Source organism: Psychroserpens mesophilus, from assembly GCF_050617655.1.
Classification (GTDB): Bacteria; Bacteroidota; Bacteroidia; order Flavobacteriales; family Flavobacteriaceae; genus Psychroserpens; species Psychroserpens mesophilus_A.
In genome coordinates this window covers 265,326-288,919 of record NZ_JBODQC010000003.1, presented here as the reverse complement: position 1 = coordinate 288,919, position 23,594 = coordinate 265,326, and the positions used below count along the sequence as shown (strand labels likewise).

The 23,594-nt window shown below is 33.0% G+C and carries 29 protein-coding genes and 1 tRNA gene; 25 read left to right on the top strand and 5 right to left on the bottom strand.

The window, feature by feature from the left end; genetic code table 11:
* Positions 1-241 precede the first annotated feature (241 nt).
* The 19 genes from ACRHNM_RS07985 to ACRHNM_RS07895 all read left to right on the top strand — a co-directional run bounded on the left by ACRHNM_RS07985 (position 242) and on the right by ACRHNM_RS07895 (position 14,761).
* The gene (locus ACRHNM_RS07985; RefSeq protein WP_431135402.1) at positions 242-898 is read left to right on the top strand and encodes a TetR family transcriptional regulator C-terminal domain-containing protein; all 657 of its coding nucleotides are present in this window, start codon (positions 242-244) and stop codon (positions 896-898) included.
* 10 nt (positions 899-908) lie between these two features.
* A complete protein-coding gene (locus ACRHNM_RS07980; RefSeq protein ID WP_431135400.1) occupies positions 909-2,219 on the top strand; it encodes an ABC1 kinase family protein in 1,311 nt (436 codons plus the stop codon).
* Positions 2,219-2,833 carry a flavin reductase family protein gene (locus ACRHNM_RS07975; protein WP_431135398.1) on the top strand — a complete coding sequence of 205 codons (615 nt, stop codon included), beginning with the start codon at positions 2,219-2,221 and terminating at the stop codon, positions 2,831-2,833. The genes ACRHNM_RS07980 and ACRHNM_RS07975 overlap by 1 nt, the downstream gene beginning before the upstream one ends.
* Before the next feature lie 9 nt (positions 2,834-2,842).
* On the top strand, positions 2,843-4,267 hold the full coding sequence (locus ACRHNM_RS07970; protein WP_431135396.1) for an SDR family oxidoreductase: 1,425 nt from the start codon (positions 2,843-2,845) through the stop codon (positions 4,265-4,267).
* Positions 4,260-4,403 (top strand): DUF2256 domain-containing protein, encoded by a 144-nt coding sequence (locus ACRHNM_RS07965; RefSeq protein ID WP_431135394.1) that lies wholly within the window; start codon positions 4,260-4,262, stop codon positions 4,401-4,403. Before ACRHNM_RS07970 ends, ACRHNM_RS07965 begins: the two co-directional genes overlap by 8 nt.
* On the top strand, positions 4,379-5,689 hold the full coding sequence (locus tag ACRHNM_RS07960) for a DASH family cryptochrome (RefSeq protein WP_431135392.1): 1,311 nt from the start codon (positions 4,379-4,381) through the stop codon (positions 5,687-5,689). The genes ACRHNM_RS07965 and ACRHNM_RS07960 overlap by 25 nt, the downstream gene beginning before the upstream one ends.
* A complete protein-coding gene (locus ACRHNM_RS07955) occupies positions 5,690-7,222 on the top strand; it encodes a cryptochrome/photolyase family protein (RefSeq protein ID WP_431135390.1) in 1,533 nt (510 codons plus the stop codon).
* Positions 7,212-8,696, top strand: a complete 1,485-nt coding sequence (locus ACRHNM_RS07950; RefSeq protein ID WP_431135388.1) for a deoxyribodipyrimidine photo-lyase/cryptochrome family protein — start codon at positions 7,212-7,214, stop codon at positions 8,694-8,696. The genes ACRHNM_RS07955 and ACRHNM_RS07950 overlap by 11 nt, the downstream gene beginning before the upstream one ends.
* A gap of 127 nt (positions 8,697-8,823) precedes the next feature.
* Positions 8,824-9,249 carry a hypothetical protein gene (locus tag ACRHNM_RS07945; RefSeq protein ID WP_431135386.1) on the top strand — a complete coding sequence of 142 codons (426 nt, stop codon included), beginning with the start codon at positions 8,824-8,826 and terminating at the stop codon, positions 9,247-9,249.
* Positions 9,221-9,523, top strand: a complete 303-nt coding sequence (locus tag ACRHNM_RS07940) for a TIGR03643 family protein (protein ID WP_431135384.1) — start codon at positions 9,221-9,223, stop codon at positions 9,521-9,523. Before ACRHNM_RS07945 ends, ACRHNM_RS07940 begins: the two co-directional genes overlap by 29 nt.
* Positions 9,524-9,578: 55 nt before the next feature.
* A complete protein-coding gene (gene folE / locus ACRHNM_RS07935) occupies positions 9,579-10,274 on the top strand; it encodes a GTP cyclohydrolase I FolE (RefSeq protein WP_431135382.1) in 696 nt (231 codons plus the stop codon).
* Between the two features lie 4 nt (positions 10,275-10,278).
* Entirely contained in the window at positions 10,279-10,503 is a 225-nt protein-coding gene (locus tag ACRHNM_RS07930) for a hypothetical protein (RefSeq protein ID WP_431135381.1), read from the top strand.
* An 82-nt stretch (positions 10,504-10,585) separates the two neighbouring features.
* Entirely contained in the window at positions 10,586-11,269 is a 684-nt protein-coding gene (locus ACRHNM_RS07925; RefSeq protein ID WP_431135379.1) for an SDR family NAD(P)-dependent oxidoreductase, read from the top strand.
* A 22-nt stretch (positions 11,270-11,291) separates the two neighbouring features.
* On the top strand, positions 11,292-11,804 hold the full coding sequence (locus ACRHNM_RS07920; protein WP_431135377.1) for a glutathione peroxidase: 513 nt from the start codon (positions 11,292-11,294) through the stop codon (positions 11,802-11,804).
* A gap of 8 nt (positions 11,805-11,812) precedes the next feature.
* On the top strand, positions 11,813-11,980 hold the full coding sequence (locus tag ACRHNM_RS07915; protein ID WP_431135375.1) for a Lacal_2735 family protein: 168 nt from the start codon (positions 11,813-11,815) through the stop codon (positions 11,978-11,980).
* Positions 11,981-11,985: 5 nt separating this feature from the next.
* Entirely contained in the window at positions 11,986-12,447 is a 462-nt protein-coding gene (locus ACRHNM_RS07910; RefSeq protein ID WP_431135374.1) for a TspO/MBR family protein, read from the top strand.
* Between the two features lie 86 nt (positions 12,448-12,533).
* Complete coding sequence (locus ACRHNM_RS07905; RefSeq protein ID WP_431135372.1) at positions 12,534-13,001, top strand: SRPBCC family protein; 468 nt, start codon at positions 12,534-12,536, stop codon at positions 12,999-13,001.
* 15 nt (positions 13,002-13,016) lie between these two features.
* Positions 13,017-14,321, top strand: a complete 1,305-nt coding sequence (locus tag ACRHNM_RS07900; protein WP_431135370.1) for a cryptochrome/photolyase family protein — start codon at positions 13,017-13,019, stop codon at positions 14,319-14,321.
* Positions 14,322-14,398: 77 nt separating this feature from the next.
* A complete protein-coding gene (locus tag ACRHNM_RS07895; RefSeq protein WP_431135368.1) occupies positions 14,399-14,761 on the top strand; it encodes a SnoaL-like domain-containing protein in 363 nt (120 codons plus the stop codon).
* Positions 14,762-14,918: 157 nt separating this feature from the next.
* Here the strand turns inward: ACRHNM_RS07895 and murA are convergent, their stop codons facing one another.
* From murA to ACRHNM_RS07880, 3 genes are all read right to left on the bottom strand, one after another.
* Positions 14,919-16,235 carry a UDP-N-acetylglucosamine 1-carboxyvinyltransferase gene (gene murA / locus ACRHNM_RS07890; RefSeq protein ID WP_431135366.1) on the bottom strand — a complete coding sequence of 439 codons (1,317 nt, stop codon included), beginning with the start codon at positions 16,233-16,235 and terminating at the stop codon, positions 14,919-14,921.
* A 10-nt stretch (positions 16,236-16,245) separates the two neighbouring features.
* On the bottom strand, positions 16,246-16,896 hold the full coding sequence (locus ACRHNM_RS07885; RefSeq protein WP_431135364.1) for a DUF4290 domain-containing protein: 651 nt from the start codon (positions 16,894-16,896) through the stop codon (positions 16,246-16,248).
* A 90-nt stretch (positions 16,897-16,986) separates the two neighbouring features.
* Positions 16,987-17,280: a DUF493 family protein gene (locus ACRHNM_RS07880; RefSeq protein ID WP_431135362.1), complete on the bottom strand. Its 294-nt coding sequence runs from the start codon at positions 17,278-17,280 to the stop codon at positions 16,987-16,989.
* Positions 17,281-17,370: 90 nt separating this feature from the next.
* Between ACRHNM_RS07880 and ACRHNM_RS07875 the strand changes: the two genes are divergently transcribed.
* The 5 genes from ACRHNM_RS07875 to ACRHNM_RS07855 all read left to right on the top strand — a co-directional run bounded on the left by ACRHNM_RS07875 (position 17,371) and on the right by ACRHNM_RS07855 (position 21,944).
* On the top strand, positions 17,371-17,910 hold the full coding sequence (locus ACRHNM_RS07875; protein WP_431135360.1) for an AAA family ATPase: 540 nt from the start codon (positions 17,371-17,373) through the stop codon (positions 17,908-17,910).
* A 2-nt stretch (positions 17,911-17,912) separates the two neighbouring features.
* Positions 17,913-19,817 (top strand): RecQ family ATP-dependent DNA helicase, encoded by a 1,905-nt coding sequence (locus ACRHNM_RS07870; protein ID WP_431135358.1) that lies wholly within the window; start codon positions 17,913-17,915, stop codon positions 19,815-19,817.
* Positions 19,814-20,767, top strand: coding sequence for a methionyl-tRNA formyltransferase (gene fmt, locus ACRHNM_RS07865; RefSeq protein ID WP_431135356.1), 954 nt, complete (start codon positions 19,814-19,816; stop codon positions 20,765-20,767). Before ACRHNM_RS07870 ends, fmt begins: the two co-directional genes overlap by 4 nt.
* Positions 20,768-20,962: 195 nt before the next feature.
* Positions 20,963-21,235, top strand: a complete 273-nt coding sequence (locus tag ACRHNM_RS07860; RefSeq protein ID WP_431135354.1) for an HU family DNA-binding protein — start codon at positions 20,963-20,965, stop codon at positions 21,233-21,235.
* Positions 21,236-21,383: 148 nt separating this feature from the next.
* Entirely contained in the window at positions 21,384-21,944 is a 561-nt protein-coding gene (locus tag ACRHNM_RS07855) for a YqgE/AlgH family protein (RefSeq protein WP_431135352.1), read from the top strand.
* On the opposite strand, the gene ACRHNM_RS07850 is transcribed toward ACRHNM_RS07855, so the two are convergent.
* Positions 21,941-22,786 carry an aminotransferase class IV gene (locus ACRHNM_RS07850; RefSeq protein ID WP_431135350.1) on the bottom strand — a complete coding sequence of 282 codons (846 nt, stop codon included), beginning with the start codon at positions 22,784-22,786 and terminating at the stop codon, positions 21,941-21,943. The two genes, ACRHNM_RS07855 and ACRHNM_RS07850, sit on opposite strands and share 4 nt — an antisense overlap.
* Before the next feature lie 57 nt (positions 22,787-22,843).
* Positions 22,844-23,236 (bottom strand): START-like domain-containing protein, encoded by a 393-nt coding sequence (locus tag ACRHNM_RS07845; RefSeq protein WP_431135348.1) that lies wholly within the window; start codon positions 23,234-23,236, stop codon positions 22,844-22,846.
* Between the two features lie 130 nt (positions 23,237-23,366).
* On the opposite strand from ACRHNM_RS07845, the gene ACRHNM_RS07840 reads away from it, so the two are divergent.
* Positions 23,367-23,440, top strand: a tRNA-Met gene (locus tag ACRHNM_RS07840).
* Positions 23,441-23,594 lie beyond the last annotated feature (154 nt).

Below are 23,594 nucleotides of genomic sequence, written 5' to 3'. Positions count from 1 at the left end.
TAATGATTAGTTTTTAATTCAGGTAAATTTACAAACTAGGTGAGCCTTAATTTGTTAATAAAACTATAAATTACTTGAGTTTGTCTAGACATTAAGAATCTATTAGAATTAAATTGTGAAAACAAAGACTCTTCTTGCGGTTTGAAATTCTTTTTGTAATTGATAATGTCTTGTTAAATTTTGTTTAATATATTAAGCAAATAGTTAAACGTTTTGTATATTTACAGCATAATTATTCGTCATGGCAAAAAAGAAAAATATTACCACCAGCGACATCATAACATTTTATATGGATTATGTCCTAGAGCATAATCATCAACCAAAAACAGTATATGCTTTTGCTAAAGCCAACAACTTTGAAGAACATAAGTTCTATGAGTTTTTTGGTTCATTTGAAGCCATAGAAAAACACATATTCAAAGTTTTTTTTGACAATACTCACAATGCTTTAGAAAAAAATAAAGATTACATGTCTTTCGATGCTCGTAACAAACTATTAAGTTTCTATTTTACATTTTTTGAAAACTTAACAGCCAATCGAAGCTATGTTGTTTATGCATTAGATAAACACAAAACTAGTTTAAAAGGGCTACAATCTCTTTCAGAATTAAAAGGCGCTTTTACAAATTACATCGAGCATTTAGACATTGATTTAATCGAAATTAAACAAGAGCAAATTGATAGAATTCAACGTCGTGGACTAAAAGAGTCGGCATGGTTACAGTTGTTATTAACGATGAAATTTTGGATAGATGACACGTCTGCTGGGTTTGAAAAAACAGACATCTTTATCGAAAAGTCAGTCAATACCTGCTTTGATGTTTTAGATGTTGCTCCTATTCGTAGTTTGATCGACTTTGGGAAATTTATTTACAAGGAAAAAATCCACATGAACTAAACGATTTCAAATGAAAACCATAGATAAAATACCAACGTCCAAAATACAGCGTGCTACCAAATTAGTTTCTACTGGTGCGAAAGTTGGTGTCAACTATCTCAAATATTACGGAGATAAGATTACCAAAACGGAATTGGAAGCTAAAGAGCGTTTGAATGAAAGTAACGCTTCTGATATCTATGATGGATTAAAACAATTAAAAGGTAGTGCGCTTAAAGTGGCTCAAATGCTTAGTATGGAAAAAAGCATCATGCCACAAGCCTATGTTGAAAAATTCTCATTGGCTCAATTTTCAGTACCACCACTATCACCTCCTTTGGTGAAGAAAACATTTAAAAAATACTTTGGAAAACTTCCAAATGAACTATATGATACTTTTAACGCAACGTCTGTAAACGCTGCCAGCATCGGACAAGTCCATGTGGCAACTAAGGATGGGAAAAAACTTGCTGTGAAAATCCAATATCCAGGCGTTGCAGAAAGTATCGCATCAGATCTTGCCATGGTAAAACCAATTGCCATGAGCATGTTCAACATTAAAGGAAAAGGGTCTGATAAATATTTTAAAGAAGTTGAAAGTAAACTGGTTGAAGAAACCGATTACATTCTTGAAGTAAAGCAAAGTAAAGAAATTGTTAATGCTTGTAAGCATATTCCAAATCTGAAATTCCCAAACTATTACGAAAATCTTTCAAATGAAAGAATCATTACTATGGATTATATGGTTGGTGAACACCTTTCGGAGTTTGTTTCTCACAATACGAATCAGGACATATCAAATCAATTAGGTCAGGCATTATGGGATTTCTACATGTTTCAAATTCATAATCTTAAAAAAGTACATGCAGATCCACATCCTGGAAATTTTTTAATTTCCGAAGATGCGCAACTCATCGTATTAGATTTTGGTTGTATGAAAACCATTCCTGAAGAATTCTATACACCTTATTTTGAATTAGCAGAAAAAGAAAACATTACTAATAAAACGTATTTTAAGAATAAGCTTTACGAACTTGAAATTTTACGTGAAGATGATTCAGAACAAGAGATAGCATTTTTTACAGAAATGTTTCATGAGATGCTAAGCCTGTTCACACAACCATTACATGCAGAAATTTTTGATTTTTCAGATGATAAATTCTTCGGAAAAATTGCTGCATTAGGAGAAAAGTATTCAAAAAACACGGAACTCAGAAAAATGAATGGTAACAGAGGATCGAAACATTTTATCTACATGAACAGAACCTTCTTTGGTTTGTACAATTTAATGTTTGATTTAAAAGCAAAAGACATTCAAATCAATAACTTTCAAACCTTATAATGATTCATATAAGCCATGAAGATATTGACAACTTTCACCATATATACCGAATCAATTTAATAAATAGTTGTTCTGGTTACAAATCTGCTAATTTAATCGGAACCAAATCTCTCGATGGCATTGAAAATGTGGCAGTTTTTAGCTCAGTAACGCATTTAGGGTCTAATCCTCCAATGTTAGGGTTCTTTTTAAGACCAACAACTGTCACTAGGAATACTTATGACAACTTAAAAGCTACTGGAAAATTTACCATAAATCATATTCATGAATCTATTTTAGAAGATGCACATCATACGTCTGCCAAATACGATTCAGACATTTCAGAATTTGATAAAACACGGTTAATTTCAGAATATAAGAATAGTTTTCAAGCGCCATTCGTTAAAGATGCTCCTTTACAGTTAGCTATGGAATATGTTGAAGAATATAACATCAAAGCCAACAATACCATTTTGATTGTTGGTAAAATTGTTGATTTACATGTTAATGAGGGACTTCTGGAAGACGATGGATTCATCAATTTGTCTAAAGCAAATGTGGCTGCCATTAATGGATTGGATGCTTACGCTATTCCTTTACAAAACAAACGCTTTAGCTATCAAAGACCTAAATAATTATATCCTATGAAAATTCTTGTAACAGGCGCAACAGGTTACATTGGTAAACGATTAATTCCGTTATTGGCCAATGATGAACATCATGTTGTGTGCGCTGTTCGAGATAAACTTCGTGCAGATAAAAACTATGCTGAGGAAGATTTAATTGATGTGGTTGAAGCTGATTTCCTGAAACCTGAAACACTTCATAATATTCCAAAAGATATTGATATTGCCTATTACCTGATTCATTCTATGTCTAATTCTTCAAAAGACTTCGAATCCCTTGAAGAACGTTGTGCTGTCAATTTTAAAAACTACATTGAAACCACAAATGTCAAACAAGTCATTTATCTCAGCGGAATTACAAACGAAGAGAATTTATCTAAACACTTACAATCTCGCAAAAATGTTGAAGAACGTTTAGAATCTAAGGCTTACGCACTCACAATTTTTAAAGCCGGAATAATCGTTGGCTCTGGAAGTTCTTCCTTTGAAATCATTAGAGATCTTGTTGAAAAATTGCCGTTTATGATAGCTCCAAAATGGTTGAATACTAAAACACAACCACTTTCGGTAAGGGATGTTTTAGCATTTTTGCACAGAGGTGCAGGACGAGAAGAATTATATAATCAATCTTATGACGTTTTTGGACCTGAAGTTTTAACCTACAAACAAATGCTCTTGCAATTTGCAGAAGTAAGAGGCTTAAAACGCTACATTTTGACCCTTCCTGTAATGACACCCAAATTATCATCTTACTGGTTATACTTTGTCACTTCTACTTCTTACAAACTTGCTTCCTCATTAGTTGATAGTATGGGAGTACAAATTATAGGCAAGAAGAGTGATATCAATAACATACTGAAAGTAAATCCACTGACTTACAAACAAGCTGTTGAACTGGCTTTTGAGAAAATAGAGCAAAATAGCATTGTATCTAGCTGGAAAGATTCTATGGTGAGTAGTGGCAGGCTTCGCAATAATCTTCATAAATACATCAATGTTCCAAAATTTGGCTGTTTCACAGATTATAAAGAACGACAAGTCTTAAATGCAGAAAAAACAATTGATAAAATATGGAGTATTGGAGGAACTAACGGTTGGTATTATGGTACGTTTCTATGGAAAATTAGAGGTTATATTGATAAACTTTTTGGAGGTATCGGTTTACGACGTGGACGAACGAGTCCAACTGATTTAGATGTTGGTGATGCTCTAGATTTTTGGCGCGTCATTTTTGCCGATAAAGAACAACAAAAACTTCTACTCTATGCTGAAATGCGTCTTCCTGGTGAAGCTTGGTTAGAGTTTAAAATTGAAGATGGTGTACTAAAACAAACCGCGACATTCAGACCACGCGGACTTTGGGGCAGATTGTACTGGTATAGTGTATTGCCTTTTCATGGATTTATTTTTCGAGGTATGATAAATAAGCTTGTAGATGTCTAATCACAAAAAAATACACTTACCAGAAAAAATGTGTCACACTTGTGGTTTACCTTTTAGCTGGAGAAAAAAATGGAAAAAAAACTGGGATGAAGTGAAATATTGTAGTAAAAAATGCAGGAGAAACAAAACGACATAGCATTAGTATGGTTTAGAAACGATTTGAGAGTTCAGGATAATACGGTTTTGAACAACGCCATTCGTAACCATCAATCGGTTATTGCCTGTTATTGTTTTGATCCCAAACATTACCAAATCTCTGAATATGGCTTTAAAAAAACAGAAAAGTTCCGAGCTAAATTTTTAATTGAAACCATTCACGACTTAAAACATAATCTAAAAGCATGTAATATAGAATTGCTTGTCGCTCATGAATCTCCTGAAACTTTTATAAAATTACTAGTTGAAAGATTCAACATCCAGTCGATGTATATGCAGAAAGAATGGACAAGCGAAGAAGTAGAAACTTCAAACAATGTCAGGATCTCCTTACCTTCAGAAATTAACATTCATGAATATTATGACCAGTTTCTGTATCATCCAAAAGACATCAACATGTCATTATCAGAGATTCCTCAGATTTTTACCAATTTCAGAAAAAAAGTTGAAAAGTATAGTGAAGTCAGACCACCAGTAGTAAATCATTCCACAGAAAAAACAGTTGACTTAACTAATAATACTAAAATTCCAACACTTGAAGATTTAGGTTTTGAAACCTTTGAAACCTATCCAAATTCAGCTTTTCCTTTTACAGGAGGTGAAACAAATGCTTTAAACAGACTTAATAATTACTTTTTTGAAACTAAAACATTAGGCATTTATAAAAAGACCAGAAACGGATTGGCAGGAACTGGTTTTAGTTCAAAATTCTCATCATGGCTGGCTAATGGAAGCATTTCATCAAGAACGATTTATAATAAAATCAAAGAATTTGAAAACAAACATTTTAAAAATGAATCTACCTACTGGTTGATTTTTGAATTGATTTGGAGAGATTATTTTAAATACATTTCACTAAAACATCAAAACAATATTTTCAAAGTTGGAGGCATTTTAAAGAAAGATTACGATTGGAAGACTGATGACCATGAAATCCGGAAATGGATAGACGGAAAAACCAGATCTTCCTTTGTAAATGCAAACATGATAGAAATCAAAAAAACAGGTTGGATGAGTAATCGAGGTCGCCAAAATGTGGCTTCCTTTTTTGCAAAAGACATGTTATTAGACTGGAGAATTGGAGCTGCCTATTTTGAAGCTATGCTAATTGATTATGACGTTCATAGTAATTACGGCAACTGGATGTATGTTGCTGGTGTTGGTAATGATCCCAGAGATCGAAAATTTAATGTTGATTTACAAGCTGCACGCTACGATGCCAATGGCAATTTTCAAAAGTTATGGTTACAAGAAACCCTGTTTTAAATGAAAACACTCAGACTCATACTAGGCGATCAACTCAACAAGAAACACTCATGGTTTAAAGAGAAAAGTGATGAGGTTTACTATTGTCTTTTTGAAATGCGTCAGGAAACCGATTATGTAAAACATCACATTCAAAAAGTGATTGGCTTTTTTGCTGCCATGCGACAGTTTGCTGAAGACCTAAAAGCTGAAGGTCATACCGTTTTTTACATCAAAATTAATTCTGAAGAAAACAAACAGAAGCTAACCGATAATCTTTCAAAACTTATTGAAGACCACAACATTCAACACTTCGAATACATCTATCCGGATGAATACCGATTAGATCATCAACTGAGTTCTTATTGTAAAGGCTTAGGTATCACTTCAAAAGCTGTTTCTGCAGAACATTTTTATACCAATCGAGATGATTTAACAAACTTTTTCAAAGGTAAAAAGCAATATCTCATGGAAAACTTCTACAGAGATATGCGTAGGAAACACGATATTTTAATGATTGCTGATCAACCTGAAGGTGGCAAATGGAATTACGACAAAAGCAACAGAAACAAATGGAAAGGCGATGTTAACATCCCAACCTATAAGTGGTTTAAAAATGAGGTATCTGAAGTTGTTGAAGACATCCAAAACGCTGAAATTAAAACCATAGGACGATTTGAAACCAAGACGTTTTCCTATCCTATAACAAGAGTTCAGGCCTTAGAACAACTTAAATATTTTTGTAAAGCTTTACTCATACATTTTGGGGATTTTCAGGATGCCATGCATACTGATGAAGACTACCTCTTTCATTCGAGATTGTCATTCGCCATGAACTTAAAATTGATTTCTCCCAAAGATGTTGTAACGACTGTCATGAATTATTACCGCAAACATGACGATGAGATTCACATTTCTCAAATAGAGGGATTTATTAGGCAAGTTATAGGTTGGCGCGAGTACATGAGAGGTATGTACTGGGCTTTTATGCCAGATTATAAAACTAAAAACGAATTAGATAATCATAACAAACTTCCTGAGTTTTTCTGGACTGGTAATACCAAAATGAATTGTTTAAAACATGCCATTAATAATTCGTTAGACAATGGGTATGCACATCACATTCAACGCTTAATGATTACTGGTAATTATGCCTTGTTAACTCAAACACATCCAGATGAGGTTGACGATTGGTATTTAGGGATTTATATTGATGCTATTGAATGGGTTCAACTCACAAACACAAGAGGTATGAGTCAGTTTGCCGATGGTGGAAAAATTGCAACTAAACCTTACGTCTCTTCTGGTTCATATATTAATAAAATGAGCAATTACTGTAGTGATTGCCATTATAATAAAAGTAAAAAAACTGGTGATGATGCTTGTCCGTTTAACAGTCTGTACTGGAATTTCCTTGATGAAAAACGCGAACAGCTTGGGAACAATTACAGAATGGGAATGATGTACAGCCTTTTGGATAAAATGGACAAACAACAACTTCAGAGTATAAAAGAAAAAGCACAACATATCATAGCACACCAAGATGATTACTAAGGCTCCAAAAATAAACGTGGTTTGGCTAAAACGTGATCTCAGATTAGACGATAACGAAGCTATATTTGAAGCTCTAAAAACTGGAGAACGCACACTCCTGCTCTATGCTTTTGAAACGATGCTTATGGAAGACAACCATTACAGCGAACGTCATTGGAATTTTGTAAAAGAATCAATAAGAGATATAAATCAACAACTTAAGCCTTATCAAACAAAGGTTTTAACTGTGGAAGCCGATATCATTTCAGCTATGAATCAACTCATGGAATTTTATACCATTAAAGATATTTATTCACATCAGGAAACCGGAATTCTTATCACGTATAATCGAGACAAAACTTTCAAACGCTTTTGCAAAAACAATTTAATCACCTGGTATGAATCTATTAATAATGGTGTGCAACGTGGTTTGAAAGATCGCGAGCAATGGACAGACATGTGTAATGCCTATTTTAACACTGAACCACTTCCATTTAATCCTTCTCAAAACCAATTGTTGAACTTAAAAGAAATTGAAGCTTTAGAAGAACTACTTACTGTTCCATCGTTAGAAACACCAGAAGACACTTTATTTCAAAAAGGCGGTCGCTCAACAGGAATGAAATATTTAGATTCATTTCTTGACAAACGTTATGTGAATTATATGGTTCATATTTCAAAACCAGAACTCGCAAGAACAGGATGCAGCAGAATTTCACCTTACATCGCGTGGGGAAATTTATCCATAAGAGAAGTGTATAGAAAAGCTTTTTTTCAGAAGAAAACAGACGAGAACAAAAAAGCCTTAGAAGCATTTATGTCTCGTTTAAGATGGCAGGCTCACTTTATTCAGAAGTTTGAGATGGAACACACTATGGAACAGGAAAGTATCAACAAAGGGTTTCAAAAATTAAAAAAAGAGATTTCCGAACAGTATCAAATGGCTTGGAAAACAGGACAAACAGGCTATCCATTAGTCGATGCCTCTATGCGTTGCTTAAATGAAACTGGCTATTTAAATTTCAGAATGCGTGCCCTTGTAGTATCATTTTTTACACACAATTTATGGCAACCTTGGCAAGACGCTTCTCAACATTTATCACAAATGTTTTTAGATTTTGAACCAGGAATCCATTTTCCTCAACTACAAATGCAAGCTGGAGAAACAGGTACAAATATGTTAAGAATCTACAATCCTGTAAAAAACAGTTTAGAACACGATCCTGAGGCACGTTTCATAAAAAAATGGGTTCCTGAACTTAGAGATTTAAACACGCCTTTTGCTCATGAACCTTATATAATGACAGAAATGGAACAACAACTTTATAATTTTCGTTTAGGTAAGGATTACCCATATCCAATTGTTGAAATACATGAAACCCGAAAAAAAGCAACTGAAATCTTATGGAATCTTCGCAAAAACAAAAAGGTCAAAGAAGAAAGTCAGAGAATATTTAACACACACACGCTAAGAGGCAATAAATCAAAACAATAAGTTGTTGAAATACAATTAGTTAAAAAACCAAACTAATTAAGCTCTTTGTATTATGTTAATTTTTGTTTAAAGATATATTTAAAAAATTAAACATTTTGTAAATTTGAATAATTAAGATAGTATAAAATTGATTTTAGATTCCACACATCCCAACAAAGAGCATAAAAAAATAATCAATGATTTAATTGGTAAGCCTTACTCCTTTATTGAATCTCTTAAAATGGGAGGTGTTGGCTCAAAACGCATGATTATTGACGAAGCAAGTCCTAATATGCAACAATATTTAAATGCTGTTTCAGATATAAATTATGCAAATATCGAAATGAGATCAGATGGTATCTTAGTTTATATCAACAAAGGGCTTAAGAATTTCACATGGATTATTCCTTACTACCAATTGGTAATTTACAAAACTAATGGAGCCAGTATTCATGCTCAAGGTAAGTTTATCCGTTTTAGAAATAATACATCCTTTAAGGAAAATAAGTCTTTTTTAGACAAGCTTCTTAATAAAAAAGTTTTATATGACGAACGATTCAAATTTCAGTTTTAGTATGGAATTAGATATTAGAGCGACTGATAGAATTATTGAAATGGCATGGGAAGACCGAACGACTTTTGAAGCCATAGAATTTCAATTTGGATTAAAGGAGCAAGATGTCATTGATCTCATGCGCAATGAGATGAAACCAAAAAGTTTCAAAATGTGGCGAAAGCGAGTTCAAGGTCGAAAAACAAAACATGAAAAATTACGAACATTTACAGAGGGTAGATTTAAGTGTTCCAGGCAAAAACAAATAACCCATAACTCGATATCAAAACGATAACGTGCTTTGACTGAGGAGATGAGTTCCTGAGGACAGCACACTAAAAAGACAACATATGAGTACAAACACTTTACATCTAAAACGAAACGGTCATAAATTAAATGATTTTTCTACTTCAGAAATTGGCGATGACCATTTATATACTGGTTTAGAAACACCAATGAAAGCTGATGCTTTTAAACTGAGTGATGAGGAAAAGAAAGAGCGTATTTCTATTTTATTTGAAGAAATCATGGATGTTATGGGCTTAGACCTTACAGACGATTCCCTCAAAGGCACACCAAAACGTGTGGCTAAAATGTATATAGACGAAATATTTTCTGGATTAAATCCAGCCAATAAACCAAAGGTGGCATTATTTGATAACAAGTATCAGTATAATCAAATGTTGGTAGAAAAAAACATGACCTTTTATTCTAATTGTGAGCATCATTTTGTTCCAATTATAGGGAAAGCTCATATCGCTTATATCTCTTCAGGTAAAGTTATCGGACTTTCAAAACTTAATAGAATTGTTCAATATTATGCTAAAAGACCTCAAGTTCAAGAACGTCTTACAAATCAAATTGCTGAAGAGTTAAAATCAGTTTTAGAAACCGATGATGTAGCCGTAATTATTGATGCGAAGCATTTATGCGTATCGTCAAGAGGAATTAAAGATGATACATCTGCTACAGTTACATCGTATTATGGTGGACAATTTAACAAGTCAGAAAAAATATCAGAATTACACAACTATATAAACAATTAAAATCATGGAAGTAATAAACAGAGCACTAGAATTTGAACAGAGAAAGATGAAATCGCTGTCAACCAGCGATCGTGTTAAAATTTCTCGTGAAGCAAAACGTTTAATCTTAGCATTAAACCAAATTTACAAAGAAAAAAAAGATGAGTCCATTATGGATTTAATGAAGCGACTTACTAAAATCAAACAAAAAGTAGAAAAGAGGCTAAACGGAAGACCTTTAACAGCTTAAACTCATCCAAATATTTACCAAGAGCGTAGTGGAAATCGTTTTGCGTAATTCTGTTACGCTCTTTTAATAAAAAATAATTGACATGAAAACATTTATCGTTATTGGTGGTAGTCGCGGAATTGGAAATGCCATAGTGCAAATCTTACTTAAAAACCACAAGGTTGTAAACATAAGTCGAACGAAACCGGAATTATCACACGAAAACTTGAAACACTTTGAATGTGATATTCTTAAAAACGAATTACCAGAAATTGATGCAGCCGACGGATTAGTATATTGTCCAGGAAGTATCAACCTCAAACCAATAGGACGATTCAGTTTAGAAGAATTTAGAGACGATTATGAAATCAATGTCATTGGTGCTGTAAAAGCAATTCAAAAGTACATGAATGTAATCAAAAATGGAGCTAATCCATCTATCGTTTTATTTAGTACAGTGGCAGCAAAATTAGGAATGCCGTTTCATGCCAGTGTTGCTGCTGCTAAATCTGGTGTAGAAGGTTTAGTGAAATCATTAGGAGCCGAACTGGCAACAACTTTACGAATAAATGCCATTGCTCCTACTGTGACCAACACAGATTTAGCATCAAAATTATTGCGAAATGACAAAATGATTGAAAATATAAAAGAACGCCATCCGATGAAGAAATTTTTGCAACCTGAAGACGTTGCTGGAATGGCAGAGTTTTTATTATCTGAAAAATCGAGTTCAATATCTGGTCAAGTTTTTGAAATGGACTGCGGTATTGTAACGTTTAAAATGTAACATGAATCCATTTAAAATATTTATGTCCACACTATTTTCAAAATCATCTGACAAGGCTGAAAAAACATCAGTTTACGACATTAAAATTAATAGTCTCGATGGAAAACCAATAGCGTTATTTGATTTCAAAGGAAAATATATGCTGTTTGTGAATGTTGCTTCAAAATGTGGTTTTACACCTCAATACAAAACCTTGCAACACCTTTATGATACACACAAAGACAATCTTGTCATCATTGGCATTCCTTGTAATCAGTTTGGAAAACAAGAACCAGGAAGTGCTAAGGATATTGAATCATTTTGTGAGCTTAATTATGGTGTCACTTTTCCAATAACTGAAAAAACCGATGTAAAAGGTCCCAATCAGCATCCTCTTTATGCGTGGCTAACTCAAAAACAAAAAAATGGCAGTTCTAATTCTAAAGTCAAATGGAATTTTCAAAAATATTTAGTTAGTCCTCAAGGCGAATTAATCGATTATTATTATTCGATGACCTCACCTACAAGTTCAAAAATCACAAAACACTTAAAATAATTAAAGTTATGTTCGGACTATTTAAAAAAACATCTGAAGTTGATAAACTACAAAAGAAATATGAAAAATTAATGAAAGAATGGCATGCTTTATCTACTACAAACAGGTCTGAAAGCGATAAGAAATATGCTGAAGCCGAAATGATTCAAAAGCAAATAGAGCAGTTACAAAACTAACATCCATGAAGTTTTTTAAGCCATTTATTATATTTCTAATCATTAATTCTAGTGCATTAGGTATTGGGTCTATGTTTATGGCTGATGGTCCAAAGGGTTCTTGGTATTTACAATTACAAAAAGCACCTTGGACGCCAGATGGCTGGGTTTTTGGAGCTACGTGGACTACCATCATGATTTGCTTTTCGGTGTATATGGCGTATTTATATTTACAGCGATTTACAAAAAAAGTACAGCTTCTATTCGTGATACAATGTATTCTTAATGTCAGTTGGAACTTTCTGTTTTTTAATCAGAAACTCATAGACTTAGCATTAGTTAATATTGCTTTTCTAACATTAATTGTTGCCGTATTTCTATTCACATACCTCAAAGATTTAAAAATCAAATCGCTACTGATAGTACCTTACTTAGTTTGGTTATGCATTGCTACGTCTCTCAATTTATACATTTCAATATATAACTAACTTGAAACAACATATAAACATATCATCACTCAAGCAACCATAAATAATGAATAATATCTGACTTATAAAAACAATATGATCACTACATGAAAATATACAGATTACATAAAAAACAAAATTTACCGATCTCCATTGATACAGCTTGGGAATTTTTATCAAATCCTAAAAATCTAAAAACAATCACACCAGATTACATGGGATTTCATATCTTATCTGGAGCTGACAGACCAATGTATGCAGGACAAATCATTCAGTATATCGTTACTCCTGTTTTAGGGATTAAAACCAAATGGGTTACCGAAATCACACACAGTATAGATAAACAGTATTTTGTTGATGAACAGCGGTTTGGACCTTATGCTTTATGGCATCATAAGCATTTTATAAAGGAAATTGATGGAGGAGTTGAAATGGAAGATATTATTGATTACAAAGTCCCTTTTGGAATTTTAGGTCAGCTTGTACACCCTATTTTAGTAAAACCAAAACTGGAAGAAATTTTCAATTACCGCACAAAAAAACTGGAAGAATTATTCGGAACTTACAACACATAAAACAATAAATTTCTTATGAAGCAACCACTAAACATTTTCTGGTTTAGACGTGACTTACGATTAGATGATAATGTTGGATTTTATCAGGCTTTAAAAAGTGATTATCCAGTGTTACCGATTTTTATTTTTGATTCCGAAATATTAGACAAACTCCCTGAAGATGATGCTCGCGTCACATTTATTTATGAAACACTTCAAAACATGCGAGATACCCTTCAAAGGGAGTATGACAGCAGCATTGCAATGTTTTATGGCAAACCTGTAGATATTTACAAACAATTAATTGAAGCGTATGATGTTCATTCTGTTTATACAAATCACGATTACGAACCTTATGCCAGAGATCGGGATTCTAACATAAAAAAGCTCTTGTCAACACACGATATCACATTCAAAACATTTAAAGATCAGGTTATTTTTGAAAAGGATGAAGTGGTCAAAAAAGATGGAGATCCTTATGTGGTTTATACACCTTATATGAAAGTCTGGAAAGAACAATTTAAAACACATGACCTAGAGATTTTTTATACCAATTCGTTTCTGAATAATGTAGTAAAGCATTCCAGATTACCAAATTTAACACTTTCCGATATCGGTTTTAAAAAATCAAGCCAGAGTATTGCAGATTATACGGTAACTCCATCACTCATTCAGGACTATGAAGCTAAGAGAAATTTTCCAGCAAAAGACGCGACCTCGCGTTTGGGACCTCATCTTCGTTTTGGAACGGTTAGCATTAGGAAAATGGCAAAGAAAGCTATTGCAGAAGACAATGAAATCTTTTGGCAGGAATTAATATGGAGAGAGTTTTTTATGCAAATTTTATGGCACTTTCCACATACAGCTAAAGATTCGTTCAAGTCTAAATATGATCGAATAGAATGGCGAAATAATGAAGCCGAATTTAAAAAATGGTGTGACGGACAAACAGGATATCCTTTAGTGGATGCAGGCATGAGACAACTTAATGAAACAGGATTTATGCACAACAGAGTACGAATGTTGGTTGGGAGTTTTTTATGCAAGCATTTATTAATTGACTGGCGATGGGGAGAAGCTTATTTTGCTGAAAAACTTCACGATTATGAAATGGCAAGCAATGTTGGAAACTGGCAATGGGTTGCTGGTTCTGGTGTTGATGCTGCACCTTATTTCAGAATTTTTAATCCTACCACCCAAATTGATAAGTTTGATAAAAACAAAACCTATATAAAAACGTATGTCTCAGAATTTGATACTGACGATTATGCAGAAAAAATGGTGGATCACAAAGAGGCTCGCGAACGCTGTTTAAAAACTTATAAAGAAGCTGTTAGCTAATATAAGATTAACATTCTTTTAAACGATTATCCTGCTTTTTTAGTTAATTTTAAGTAACAATCTAAAAATCAATTAAAATGGACACAAATGACGTTGCTCAAAAATGGGTACAAATGTGCAGAGAAAGTAAAAACCTAGACTGCGTTAACGAACTTTATGCTGAAAATGTAGTCAGCAAAGAAATGCCAGGAATGCCAGGAGAAATTATTTCAGGAAAACAAAATGTATGGAATAAAAACAAAGAATGGCTTGATAACGTTGAAGAATGGCATGGAGGAACCATTAGCGATCCCATGATTGCTGGGAATCATTTCACTTCAAAAATGAATTTTGACGTCACTTTTAAAGATCGTGGCAGACAGCAAATGGAAGAAGTTGCCGTTTATGGAGTTAAAGATGGTAAAATTACAAGCGAGCAGTTTTTTTATTCGATGGAATAATTATAATAACTCAAAAAAGATAATCAAAAATCTGATGATGTCATCCTGAACTTGATTCAGGATCTCATAGCATTTAAAAAATGCTGTTAAGGGATTCTGAAATAAATTCAGAATGACGTCTTCTTACTAATAATTATTAAATGTCTACTTAGAAAAACTAATTACCTTCTACTCTGGTAATCTTAGCGCCAATAGCACGTAATCGTTCATCTATATTTTCGTAACCACGATCAATTTGTTCTATGTTATGAATGGTTGATGTTCCTTTTGCAGATAAGGCAGCTATAAGTAAGGATACTCCTGCTCTTATATCTGGAGAGGTCATTGTTGTTGCTTTGAGTTTCGATTTAAAATCGTGACCAATAACAGTCGCTCGATGTGGATCACAAAGAATAATTTTTGCTCCCATATCAATGAGCTTATCAACGAAAAACAAACGACTTTCAAACATTTTTTGATGTACCAATGCACTTCCTCTGGCTTGCGTTAAAACGACTAAAATAATACTCAACAAATCAGGTGTAAATCCTGGCCATGGTGCATCAGAAACCGTTAATATAGATCCATCAATATAACTTTGTACTTCGTAACCATCAGTATGCGCTGGAATATGAATATCATCGCCTTGACGCTCTACGGTAATTCCTATTTTTCTGAATACGTTAGGAATCTGACCTAAATCATCCCAACTCACATTCGTAATAGTCAGTTCACTTTTTGTCATGGCTGCTAAACCAATCCAGCTTCCAATTTCAATCATATCAGGAAGCATTCTGTGTTCTGTTCCGCCTAACTCATCAACACCTTCAATAATTAACATGTTAGATCCAACTCCGCTTATCTTTGCTCCCATTCTATTGAGCATTTTACAAAGTTGCTGTAAATATGGTTCGCAGGCAGCATTATAAATAGTTGTGGTTCCTTCAGCCAAAACAGCTGCCATAACAATGTTAGCAGTTCCAGTAACAGAAGCTTCATCAAGAAGCATATATGTTCCTTTTAATCTATCAGCTTCAACACCGTAAAAATAATCTTCTTTATTGTATCTAAATTTAGCACCAAGATTTATAAAACCTTCAAAATGCGTATCCAAACGACGACGACCAATTTTATCTCCACCAGGTTTTGGAATGTATCCTTTACCAAAACGCGCTAATAAAGGACCAACAATCATGATAGACCCTCGTAAGCCTTTTCCGTCTTCTTTGAATTCGGCAGACTCTAAATAGTTTAGGTTAACCTCATCGGCTTTAAAAGAATAAGAACCTTTATCGAGTTGTTTGATTTTTACACCTAACTTTTTCAGTAAAGCGATTAATTTATTGACATCAATAATATCTGGAATGTTATCGATTTTAACTTCATCAGCAGTTAAGAGCACTGCACATAAAATCTGTAGAGCTTCGTTTTTTGCACCTTGAGGTTGAATTTTACCTTTTAACTGGTGACCTCCTTCAATAATAAATGTTGACATGCACTAAATTTTAGTAACGTTTTCTGTTGCGATTAGAATTATTTTTTTTGTGATGTGATTTTTTATTATTAGTGTTGGAGTATTTCTTTTTATTTCTCATCAAACTTGTAGCATCTGACAAATCCTCTTCACCTCCTTTGAGATTGATTTTACCACCAGACAGCTCGAATAAATGATTAAAAATCACATCATCTTCTACAGTGTCTTTATTCCAGTTAAGGAAACATTTTTTCATGTGGTTAGCAATCGTATAAACTAAAGCTTCTTTTAAATCACCATCTTCCCAGGTATTAGCAACATCAATCATCGTTTTGATATTGTTTCCATAGAAGCGATATTTAGGATGATTTTGAGGGTATTTTAAGGGTTCTGGTTTTTCATTCAACTCCTCTTTAGTCGGTGTTGGATATGGAGAATCTGCATCTAATTCAAAATCTGCTATGATGAAAAGCTGATCCCAAAGTTTATGCTGAAAATCAGGCACATCTCGTAAATGTGGTTGTAAATTACCCATCACATTAATGATAGATTTTGCAACTTTGTTACGTTCTTCTTTTGTTGGTAATTCTTTACAGTAATTAACCATTTTTTGTAGATGTCTTCCATATTCAGGAATAATCAGATGTTCACGTTCTGTGTTGTATTCTATATCGTCAATCAAAATATATAATTGTGTAGTGTTTGTAAATCATGCATGAAGTATTTCTGCATATGGATGCAAAATACAAAAAAATAGTTAGTAATCTAAAAATTAAAGAGAAATAACACCTTCTACTTCTTCTGCAACTTTCTTGTACTTTGCTATTACAGCATCAGGATCTTTCATATCTACATTTACAGAGACACTTGTATAAGTTCCTTTACCTGATTCTTTCGTCGTAATAACAGCACCAAGATTATTAAACAAGTCTTCAATTTGACTTATTTTTTTTTGATCTGTAGGTACAATAAATTTGTATAAGTATTCTGAAGGCCAACTTGCAGTTTCATATAGTTGACTTCTTAGTTTGTTGTAAAATTCTTCTGTTTTTTTATCTAAACTCATAGTATTTCTTCTTCAAAAGCAAATATACGTTTTACTTCCTTTTTGCTTTGCATAATTAATTGTTAAATTTACAACCAAAACCTTGCCAAATTGAATACACGCAAAATTGTCATTACTGGTGGACCAGGAACAGGAAAATCGTCTATTATAAATGAACTTCTTAAACGTGATTATATTTGTTTTGAAGAAATCTCAAGACAAGTTACCCTTGACGCCAGAAAAGATGGTATTGATCAACTTTTTTTAAGCAAACCACTCCTCTTTAGTGAATTGCTTTTAGAGGCCAGAACCAAGCAATACATTGATGCCGAATCTTTAAACGAACACCTTGTGTTTTTAGACAGAGGTTTACCAGATGTTTTGGCTTATATGGATTATGCTAACAGTGATTATCCGAAACACTTTGTCGACATCTGCAAAACACATGTTTATGATAAAGTATTTGTATTAGCACCTTGGCAAGAGATTTTTGTTAGTGATAGTGAACGTTATGAAAACTTTGATCAGGCTGTAAAAATCCATCATGCTTTACTTGACACTTATGTTCGCTTTGGGTACGAGTTGATTGATGTTCCTTTTGATAGTATTGAAAAACGCGCAGATTTCATTATAGATACTTTAAATTTGTAGCGATGTCACATCCTATAAACATACTGGAGCGCTATTGGAATCACACTTCTTTCAGACCGCTTCAAGAAGATATTATCAATGCTGTTTTAAATAATGAAGACACATTTGTGTTACTGCCAACTGGAGGTGGAAAATCAATTTGTTTTCAAATTCCAGCTTTAATCAAAGAAGGTATTTGTATTGTAGTATCTCCTCTTGTTGCTTTAATGAAAGACCAAGTCAAAAATCTCAAGGAGAAAGGTATCAAAGCTATGGCTATAACCAGCGGAATTAGTTATAACGAACTCGACACCTTATTAGACAACTGTATTTATGGTAATTATAAATTTTTATACCTTTCTCCAGAACGCTTGCAACAAGATCTCGTGCAACATCGCATTCAGCAAATGAATGTCAATCTCATTGCTGTTGATGAAGCGCATTGTATAAGTCAATGGGGAAATGATTTCAGACCTGCTTATAAAAACATTACCATTTTAAGAGAATTACAACCGAGTGTTAACATCATTGCATTAACAGCTACTGCTAAACCTAAAGTAATTGAAGAAACCATAGCTGAATTAGATTTTATTGCGCCTAAGATATTTAAAGCATCTTTTAGCAGACCTAATATTTCTTATAATGTTGTGTATAGCGAAGATAAATTTTACGATTTAGAACGCTTTTTAAAACTGCATAAAGGCGCTTCTATAATTTACGTAAGAAGCAGAAAACTATCAATTGAAATTCATGAGCAGTTAGAAAAAATCGGATTTAGTTCGACATTTTTTCATGGAGGCATTCCAACAAAAGATAAGCAAGAACGACTAGATCAATGGATGAATAACCAAAAAGAAATTATGGTTGCTACTACGGCTTTTGGAATGGGAATTGATAAACCTGATGTAAAAACAGTGTTTCATATCAACTTGCCCGAAAGTCTTGAGAGTTATTATCAAGAAGCTGGACGTGCTGGCAGAAATAATGAAAATGCTTACGCTATTTTATTAACTAACAAATCTGACGAACAACGACTTAAAAATCAATTTATAAACACTTTACCTTCTATAGATTTCATTAAACAGATCTACAGAAAACTTTGTAACTATTTTCAGATTTCTTATGGTGAAGGTGAATTTTCAGCACATCAATTTAACTTTAATACCTTTTGTAAAACTTACGATTTTAACACTACACAAACTTTTAATGCACTTCAAATTTTAGATAGAAACAGTATCATTAAGCTCTCACAACAGTTTAATTATAAAACAACATTACAATTTATTATTAGCAGTTCTTCGTTATTTTCTTATTTAGAGCGACACAAACATGTGGAATTAGCTGTTAAGTCTATTCTAAGAACTTATGGTGGTATTTTTGAACATGCTCTAGCTATCAATTTAACACTTATTGCAGGTAAAATAGCTATGACCGAAAAACAAATTATTGCCATTTTACAGCAATTAGATAAAGATGGTATTGTCGAATTTAATTATTCTAATACTGATTCTGAAATTGTATTCTTACAACCCAGAGAAGATGATAAAACCATCAATCGGATTGTATCTACTGTAGAACACCAACAAGAACTGAAAAAGCTTCAGGTGAATGCTGTATTAAAGTACATCGAAAATGATTCGGTTTGTAAACAATTGCAATTATTAAACTATTTTGGAGAGGACGCTGTTGAAGTTTGTGGAAAATGTTCTGTATGCCTAGCACATTCAGAAGATCCAAAATCAGCTGATTTTAAAACCATTCAGAATGACATTCTTACAGCATTAACAAATCAAAGTTATAATTCAAGACAACTTACAGAAGCGTTACCATATAAAGATACCGAACTATTTGAAGTTTTAAAACTATTATTAGAACATCAAATTATTGAAATGACATCTTCAAATACCTATAAAATAAAACAACAATGAGCAACGAAAGATTAAGAATTGTATTTATGGGCACTCCAGATTTTGCTGTTGCCACTTTAAAAACGTTAGTTGAAGCTAAGTATAACATAGTAGGTGTTATTACAGCTCCAGATAAACCAGCAGGACGAGGTAGAAAACTCAATGAATCTGCAGTTAAAACATATGCACAATCTGAAGGACTTCCTATCATACAGCCTACCAATTTAAAAGCAACGTCTTTTCTTGAAGAATTAAGAGCTCTAAACGCTAACCTACAAATTATTGTAGCGTTTAGAATGTTGCCAGAAGTAGTTTGGAGCATGCCTAAATACGGAACATTTAACCTTCATGCATCACTATTACCTGACTATAGAGGAGCAGCACCTATACACTGGGTTATTATAAATGGAGAAACCAAGACTGGTGTAACAACTTTTTTTATTGATGAAAAGATTGACACTGGCGCCATGATTCTTCAAGCTGAAATTCCTATTGAAACAAATGAAACTGTAGGAACTCTTCATGACAAATTAATGACGATTGGTAGCGAATTGGTATTAAAAACGGTAGAATTGATTGAAAAAGGAGCTGTTAAAACGACAATTCAGCCTAAAACTGAAGATTTAAAAACAGCCTATAAGTTACATAAAGACAACTGTAAAATTGACTGGAACTTACCTATTGATGCTGTTTATAATAAAATTAGAGGGTTAAATCCGTTTCCTGGTGCTTGGTGCAATCTTAAAAATGGAAATGAAACTTTACCTGTAAAGATTTTTAAAGTCGACAAAACAGTCGAAAAGCATGATTTAGATATCGGAGCTCTTATTAGTGACAAAAATGAACTAAAAGTTGCTGTAACTGATGGGTTTATAAATATTAAGGAAATACAATTACCTGGTAAACGAAAAATGGATGTAAAATCTTTATTAAATGGATATCATTTTGAAGAAAACGCAAAACTGCTCTAAACCCTTATTGCCATTGATATTATAAAAAATCCGATAAAATGCACATCCTTTATTAACAAATCACCTAAGTTATCAACAAATAACTGTATTTCCCTTGCTATTACTTGCGTAGGTGGATTTTACATATAAATTTGTAGGAGGATTTAACAAAATGTTTAACCCAACTATTTATTAATAATTTAAAATTTAATTTTTATGAACAAAACAGATTTAATCAATGGAATGGCAGAAAACGCTGGAATCACAAAAGCAGCTGCTAAAAAAGCATTAGATTCATTATTAATTGACATCGAAGGAGCTTTACAAAAAGGAAAAAGAGTTTCTTTAGTAGGATTCGGTTCATGGTCAGTTTCTAGAAGATCTGCAAGAGAAGGAAGAAACCCTCAAACTGGTAAGACGATACAAATCAAAGCTAAAAACGTAGTAAAGTTTAAAGCTGGTTCTGATTTAAGCAGCGCTGTAAACTAAGCACTCCTTAAAATAGATTAAAAAGCCCTCTTTTGAAAAAAAGAGGGCTTTTTCTATTAAATATCTTACTTCATTATCACTAAATTTGAATTCAAGTATTTGTTTTTTAGAGAAATATGTTTTAGATTTAGTATATAAAGCATACACTATGATTACCATAAAGCCCAAAAAAGGTGATTTATTAATTGCTGAACCATCAATAATTGGCGATTTATCTTTTAATAGATCTGTTATTCTTCTTGCTGACTACAACAGCCAAGGTTCAATTGGTTTTATTTTAAATAAACCACTGGAATATAAACTTCAGGACTTAATCCCTGAAATTCAAGCAGATTTTAAAGTATTTAACGGTGGACCTGTTGAACAAGACAATTTATATTTTATTCATCAAGTTCCCGATTTAATACCTGATAGCATTGAAATCTCACTAGGTATTTTTTGGGGAGGAGACTTTGATGTTGTTTTAAAGTTACTTGAGGAAAAAAAACTTTCTAATTCTGACATTCGCTTTTTTCTTGGGTATTCAGGTTGGGATTCACAACAGCTTGAAACAGAATTACTATCGAACTCATGGATTGTAACCGAGAATATCTACAAAAAAGAAATTATGGAAAAATCTTGTGATTCGTTCTGGAAAGAAAAAATGCTAGAACTAGGTGGCAACTATCAATTATGGTCTAATGCTCCAGAAAATCCGAGTTATAATTAAGAGACTCTTAATTTTATATTTAAACGTCTGATGATATCTTCAGAAATTGTCGTTGCAAATTCTTTTTTACGATATTTTAATACAGGTTGTATTCCTGTAATCACGTTACTAATAAATAATTCATCTGCTTTTTGAAGTTCAAAAGGTGTGATTGATCCTTCCTCAATAACATAGTCTCCTGAATTCACGATTACTTCAATAAGTTGTTTTCTCATGATTCCTTTTAAGCAACCATCTTCTAAAGGAGGTGTTTTTATCGTTTCACCGGAAACTAAGAAAAGGTTGCCATTTAAGGCTTCTACAACATTTTTATTCGTGTTTAAAAGCAAACAATTATTCCAGCCATTTTCTTCAGCATAGATACTCCCCAAAACATGTATTGCCTTATTATTTGTTTTAAGGGTTGATAATAATCCTGGAGCGACAAAAAAATCCTTATACAAGTCTACAGTATAGGTCTCTTGTTTAGAAACCGAATAAAAATCTGACGCTAAGGTTTCAGCAGAAATATTATAACTGATGCCTTTTTTCGTTGGAAGGTACTTCCCTCCGTCTCCTCTATCGACATTTAATCTAACTCTTGCTGAAGAGTTCAAAAGCGAATTGGCTTCAAGGGTTTTTAATACTTCTGTTTCTAAGAATTCCATCGTGAAGTTCATTGGGATTTCCATACGCATGATGCGCATTGAAGCCATAAGTCTAAAGTAATGATCTTCCCAGAATAATAATTTACCATGAACCGCTTTTATAGTTTCAAATACAGCATCACCATATTTGTAACCTCTATTTTCACTAGTAATAAAACTTGAATCTTCTATTAATTTACCATTGAGATTTGTCATAAAAAAAGTCTCGATTAAACATCGAGACAAATATAAAACTTATATAAGTTACAAGGCTTAAGCTGAACCTAAAACTTGTTTTAAACCAGAAATTTGATTATCCCAGAGCATTTTGGCTTCCTCTAACTCATCTTCTTCTGTAAAATCAGTCACTATTACAGAGACGTCTTTAGTGATTTCATCTACCTGAATTCTAATCTCAAAGAAATAATTATTATCTTCTTCTTCGTCTGAAAGCCATCTAAATTTAATCCGTTCGCCACTTTTTTTACTCACTAACTTTGCTGTTTCTTCAGAGCCATCCCAAATAAAAGTGAACAGTTCTCCTCTTGAGTTTACATTATCAGAAAACCATTCAGATAATCCTGAAGGTGTAGATATATATTGGTATAAAAGCTGAGGAGAAGCATGTATTGGAAACTCCATTTCGAACTTAATTTTATCTTCCATTTGTATTTTTATTATGAGGCTCAATATATACAATTAATTGTTGAGTATAAAACGAAACCGTAAAAAAATATTTTAATCATTTAATGTTTGTTGCCATAGATTTTGTTTTTATATTTGCAGCCGAAATTATGGCGAGGTAGCTCAGTTGGTTAGAGCGTTGGATTCATAACCCAGAGGTCAGGAGTTCAAATCTCCTTCTCGCTACACTACAACAGTGAAAGTCTTGTATGAAAATGCAAGACTTTTTTTATGCTTGATTTTGCTTTGATTGCTATGATGTCATGCTATTAGGGCTTTTATATTGTTGCATTGTGATACGCTTTTAATATTGAATTGATACGGGATATACCCGAATTAG

Excerpts from the sequence above, each read along its gene's own strand:
- ACRHNM_RS07985 (WP_431135402.1), top strand. The coding sequence starts at position 242 with ATGGCAAAAAAGAAAAATATTACCACCAGCGACATCATAACATTTTAT.
- ACRHNM_RS07980 (WP_431135400.1), top strand. The coding sequence starts at position 909 with ATGAAAACCATAGATAAAATACCAACGTCCAAAATACAGCGTGCTACC.
- ACRHNM_RS07975 (WP_431135398.1), top strand. The coding sequence starts at position 2,219 with ATGATTCATATAAGCCATGAAGATATTGACAACTTTCACCATATATAC.
- ACRHNM_RS07970 (WP_431135396.1), top strand. The coding sequence starts at position 2,843 with ATGAAAATTCTTGTAACAGGCGCAACAGGTTACATTGGTAAACGATTA.
- ACRHNM_RS07965 (WP_431135394.1), top strand. The coding sequence starts at position 4,260 with ATGTCTAATCACAAAAAAATACACTTACCAGAAAAAATGTGTCACACT.
- ACRHNM_RS07960 (WP_431135392.1), top strand. The coding sequence starts at position 4,379 with ATGCAGGAGAAACAAAACGACATAGCATTAGTATGGTTTAGAAACGAT.
- ACRHNM_RS07955 (WP_431135390.1), top strand. The coding sequence starts at position 5,690 with ATGAAAACACTCAGACTCATACTAGGCGATCAACTCAACAAGAAACAC.
- ACRHNM_RS07950 (WP_431135388.1), top strand. The coding sequence starts at position 7,212 with ATGATTACTAAGGCTCCAAAAATAAACGTGGTTTGGCTAAAACGTGAT.
- ACRHNM_RS07940 (WP_431135384.1), top strand. The coding sequence starts at position 9,221 with ATGACGAACGATTCAAATTTCAGTTTTAGTATGGAATTAGATATTAGA.
- folE (WP_431135382.1), top strand. The coding sequence starts at position 9,579 with ATGAGTACAAACACTTTACATCTAAAACGAAACGGTCATAAATTAAAT.
- ACRHNM_RS07930 (WP_431135381.1), top strand. The coding sequence starts at position 10,279 with ATGGAAGTAATAAACAGAGCACTAGAATTTGAACAGAGAAAGATGAAA.
- ACRHNM_RS07925 (WP_431135379.1), top strand. The coding sequence starts at position 10,586 with ATGAAAACATTTATCGTTATTGGTGGTAGTCGCGGAATTGGAAATGCC.
- ACRHNM_RS07920 (WP_431135377.1), top strand. The coding sequence starts at position 11,292 with ATGTCCACACTATTTTCAAAATCATCTGACAAGGCTGAAAAAACATCA.
- ACRHNM_RS07915 (WP_431135375.1), top strand. The coding sequence starts at position 11,813 with ATGTTCGGACTATTTAAAAAAACATCTGAAGTTGATAAACTACAAAAG.
- ACRHNM_RS07910 (WP_431135374.1), top strand. The coding sequence starts at position 11,986 with ATGAAGTTTTTTAAGCCATTTATTATATTTCTAATCATTAATTCTAGT.
- ACRHNM_RS07905 (WP_431135372.1), top strand. The coding sequence starts at position 12,534 with ATGAAAATATACAGATTACATAAAAAACAAAATTTACCGATCTCCATT.
- ACRHNM_RS07900 (WP_431135370.1), top strand. The coding sequence starts at position 13,017 with ATGAAGCAACCACTAAACATTTTCTGGTTTAGACGTGACTTACGATTA.
- ACRHNM_RS07895 (WP_431135368.1), top strand. The coding sequence starts at position 14,399 with ATGGACACAAATGACGTTGCTCAAAAATGGGTACAAATGTGCAGAGAA.
- murA (WP_431135366.1), bottom strand. The coding sequence starts at position 16,235 with ATGTCAACATTTATTATTGAAGGAGGTCACCAGTTAAAAGGTAAAATT.
- ACRHNM_RS07880 (WP_431135362.1), bottom strand. The coding sequence starts at position 17,280 with ATGAGTTTAGATAAAAAAACAGAAGAATTTTACAACAAACTAAGAAGT.
- ACRHNM_RS07870 (WP_431135358.1), top strand. The coding sequence starts at position 17,913 with ATGTCACATCCTATAAACATACTGGAGCGCTATTGGAATCACACTTCT.
- fmt (WP_431135356.1), top strand. The coding sequence starts at position 19,814 with ATGAGCAACGAAAGATTAAGAATTGTATTTATGGGCACTCCAGATTTT.
- ACRHNM_RS07860 (WP_431135354.1), top strand. The coding sequence starts at position 20,963 with ATGAACAAAACAGATTTAATCAATGGAATGGCAGAAAACGCTGGAATC.
- ACRHNM_RS07855 (WP_431135352.1), top strand. The coding sequence starts at position 21,384 with ATGATTACCATAAAGCCCAAAAAAGGTGATTTATTAATTGCTGAACCA.
- ACRHNM_RS07850 (WP_431135350.1), bottom strand. The coding sequence starts at position 22,786 with ATGACAAATCTCAATGGTAAATTAATAGAAGATTCAAGTTTTATTACT.
- ACRHNM_RS07845 (WP_431135348.1), bottom strand. The coding sequence starts at position 23,236 with ATGGAAGATAAAATTAAGTTCGAAATGGAGTTTCCAATACATGCTTCT.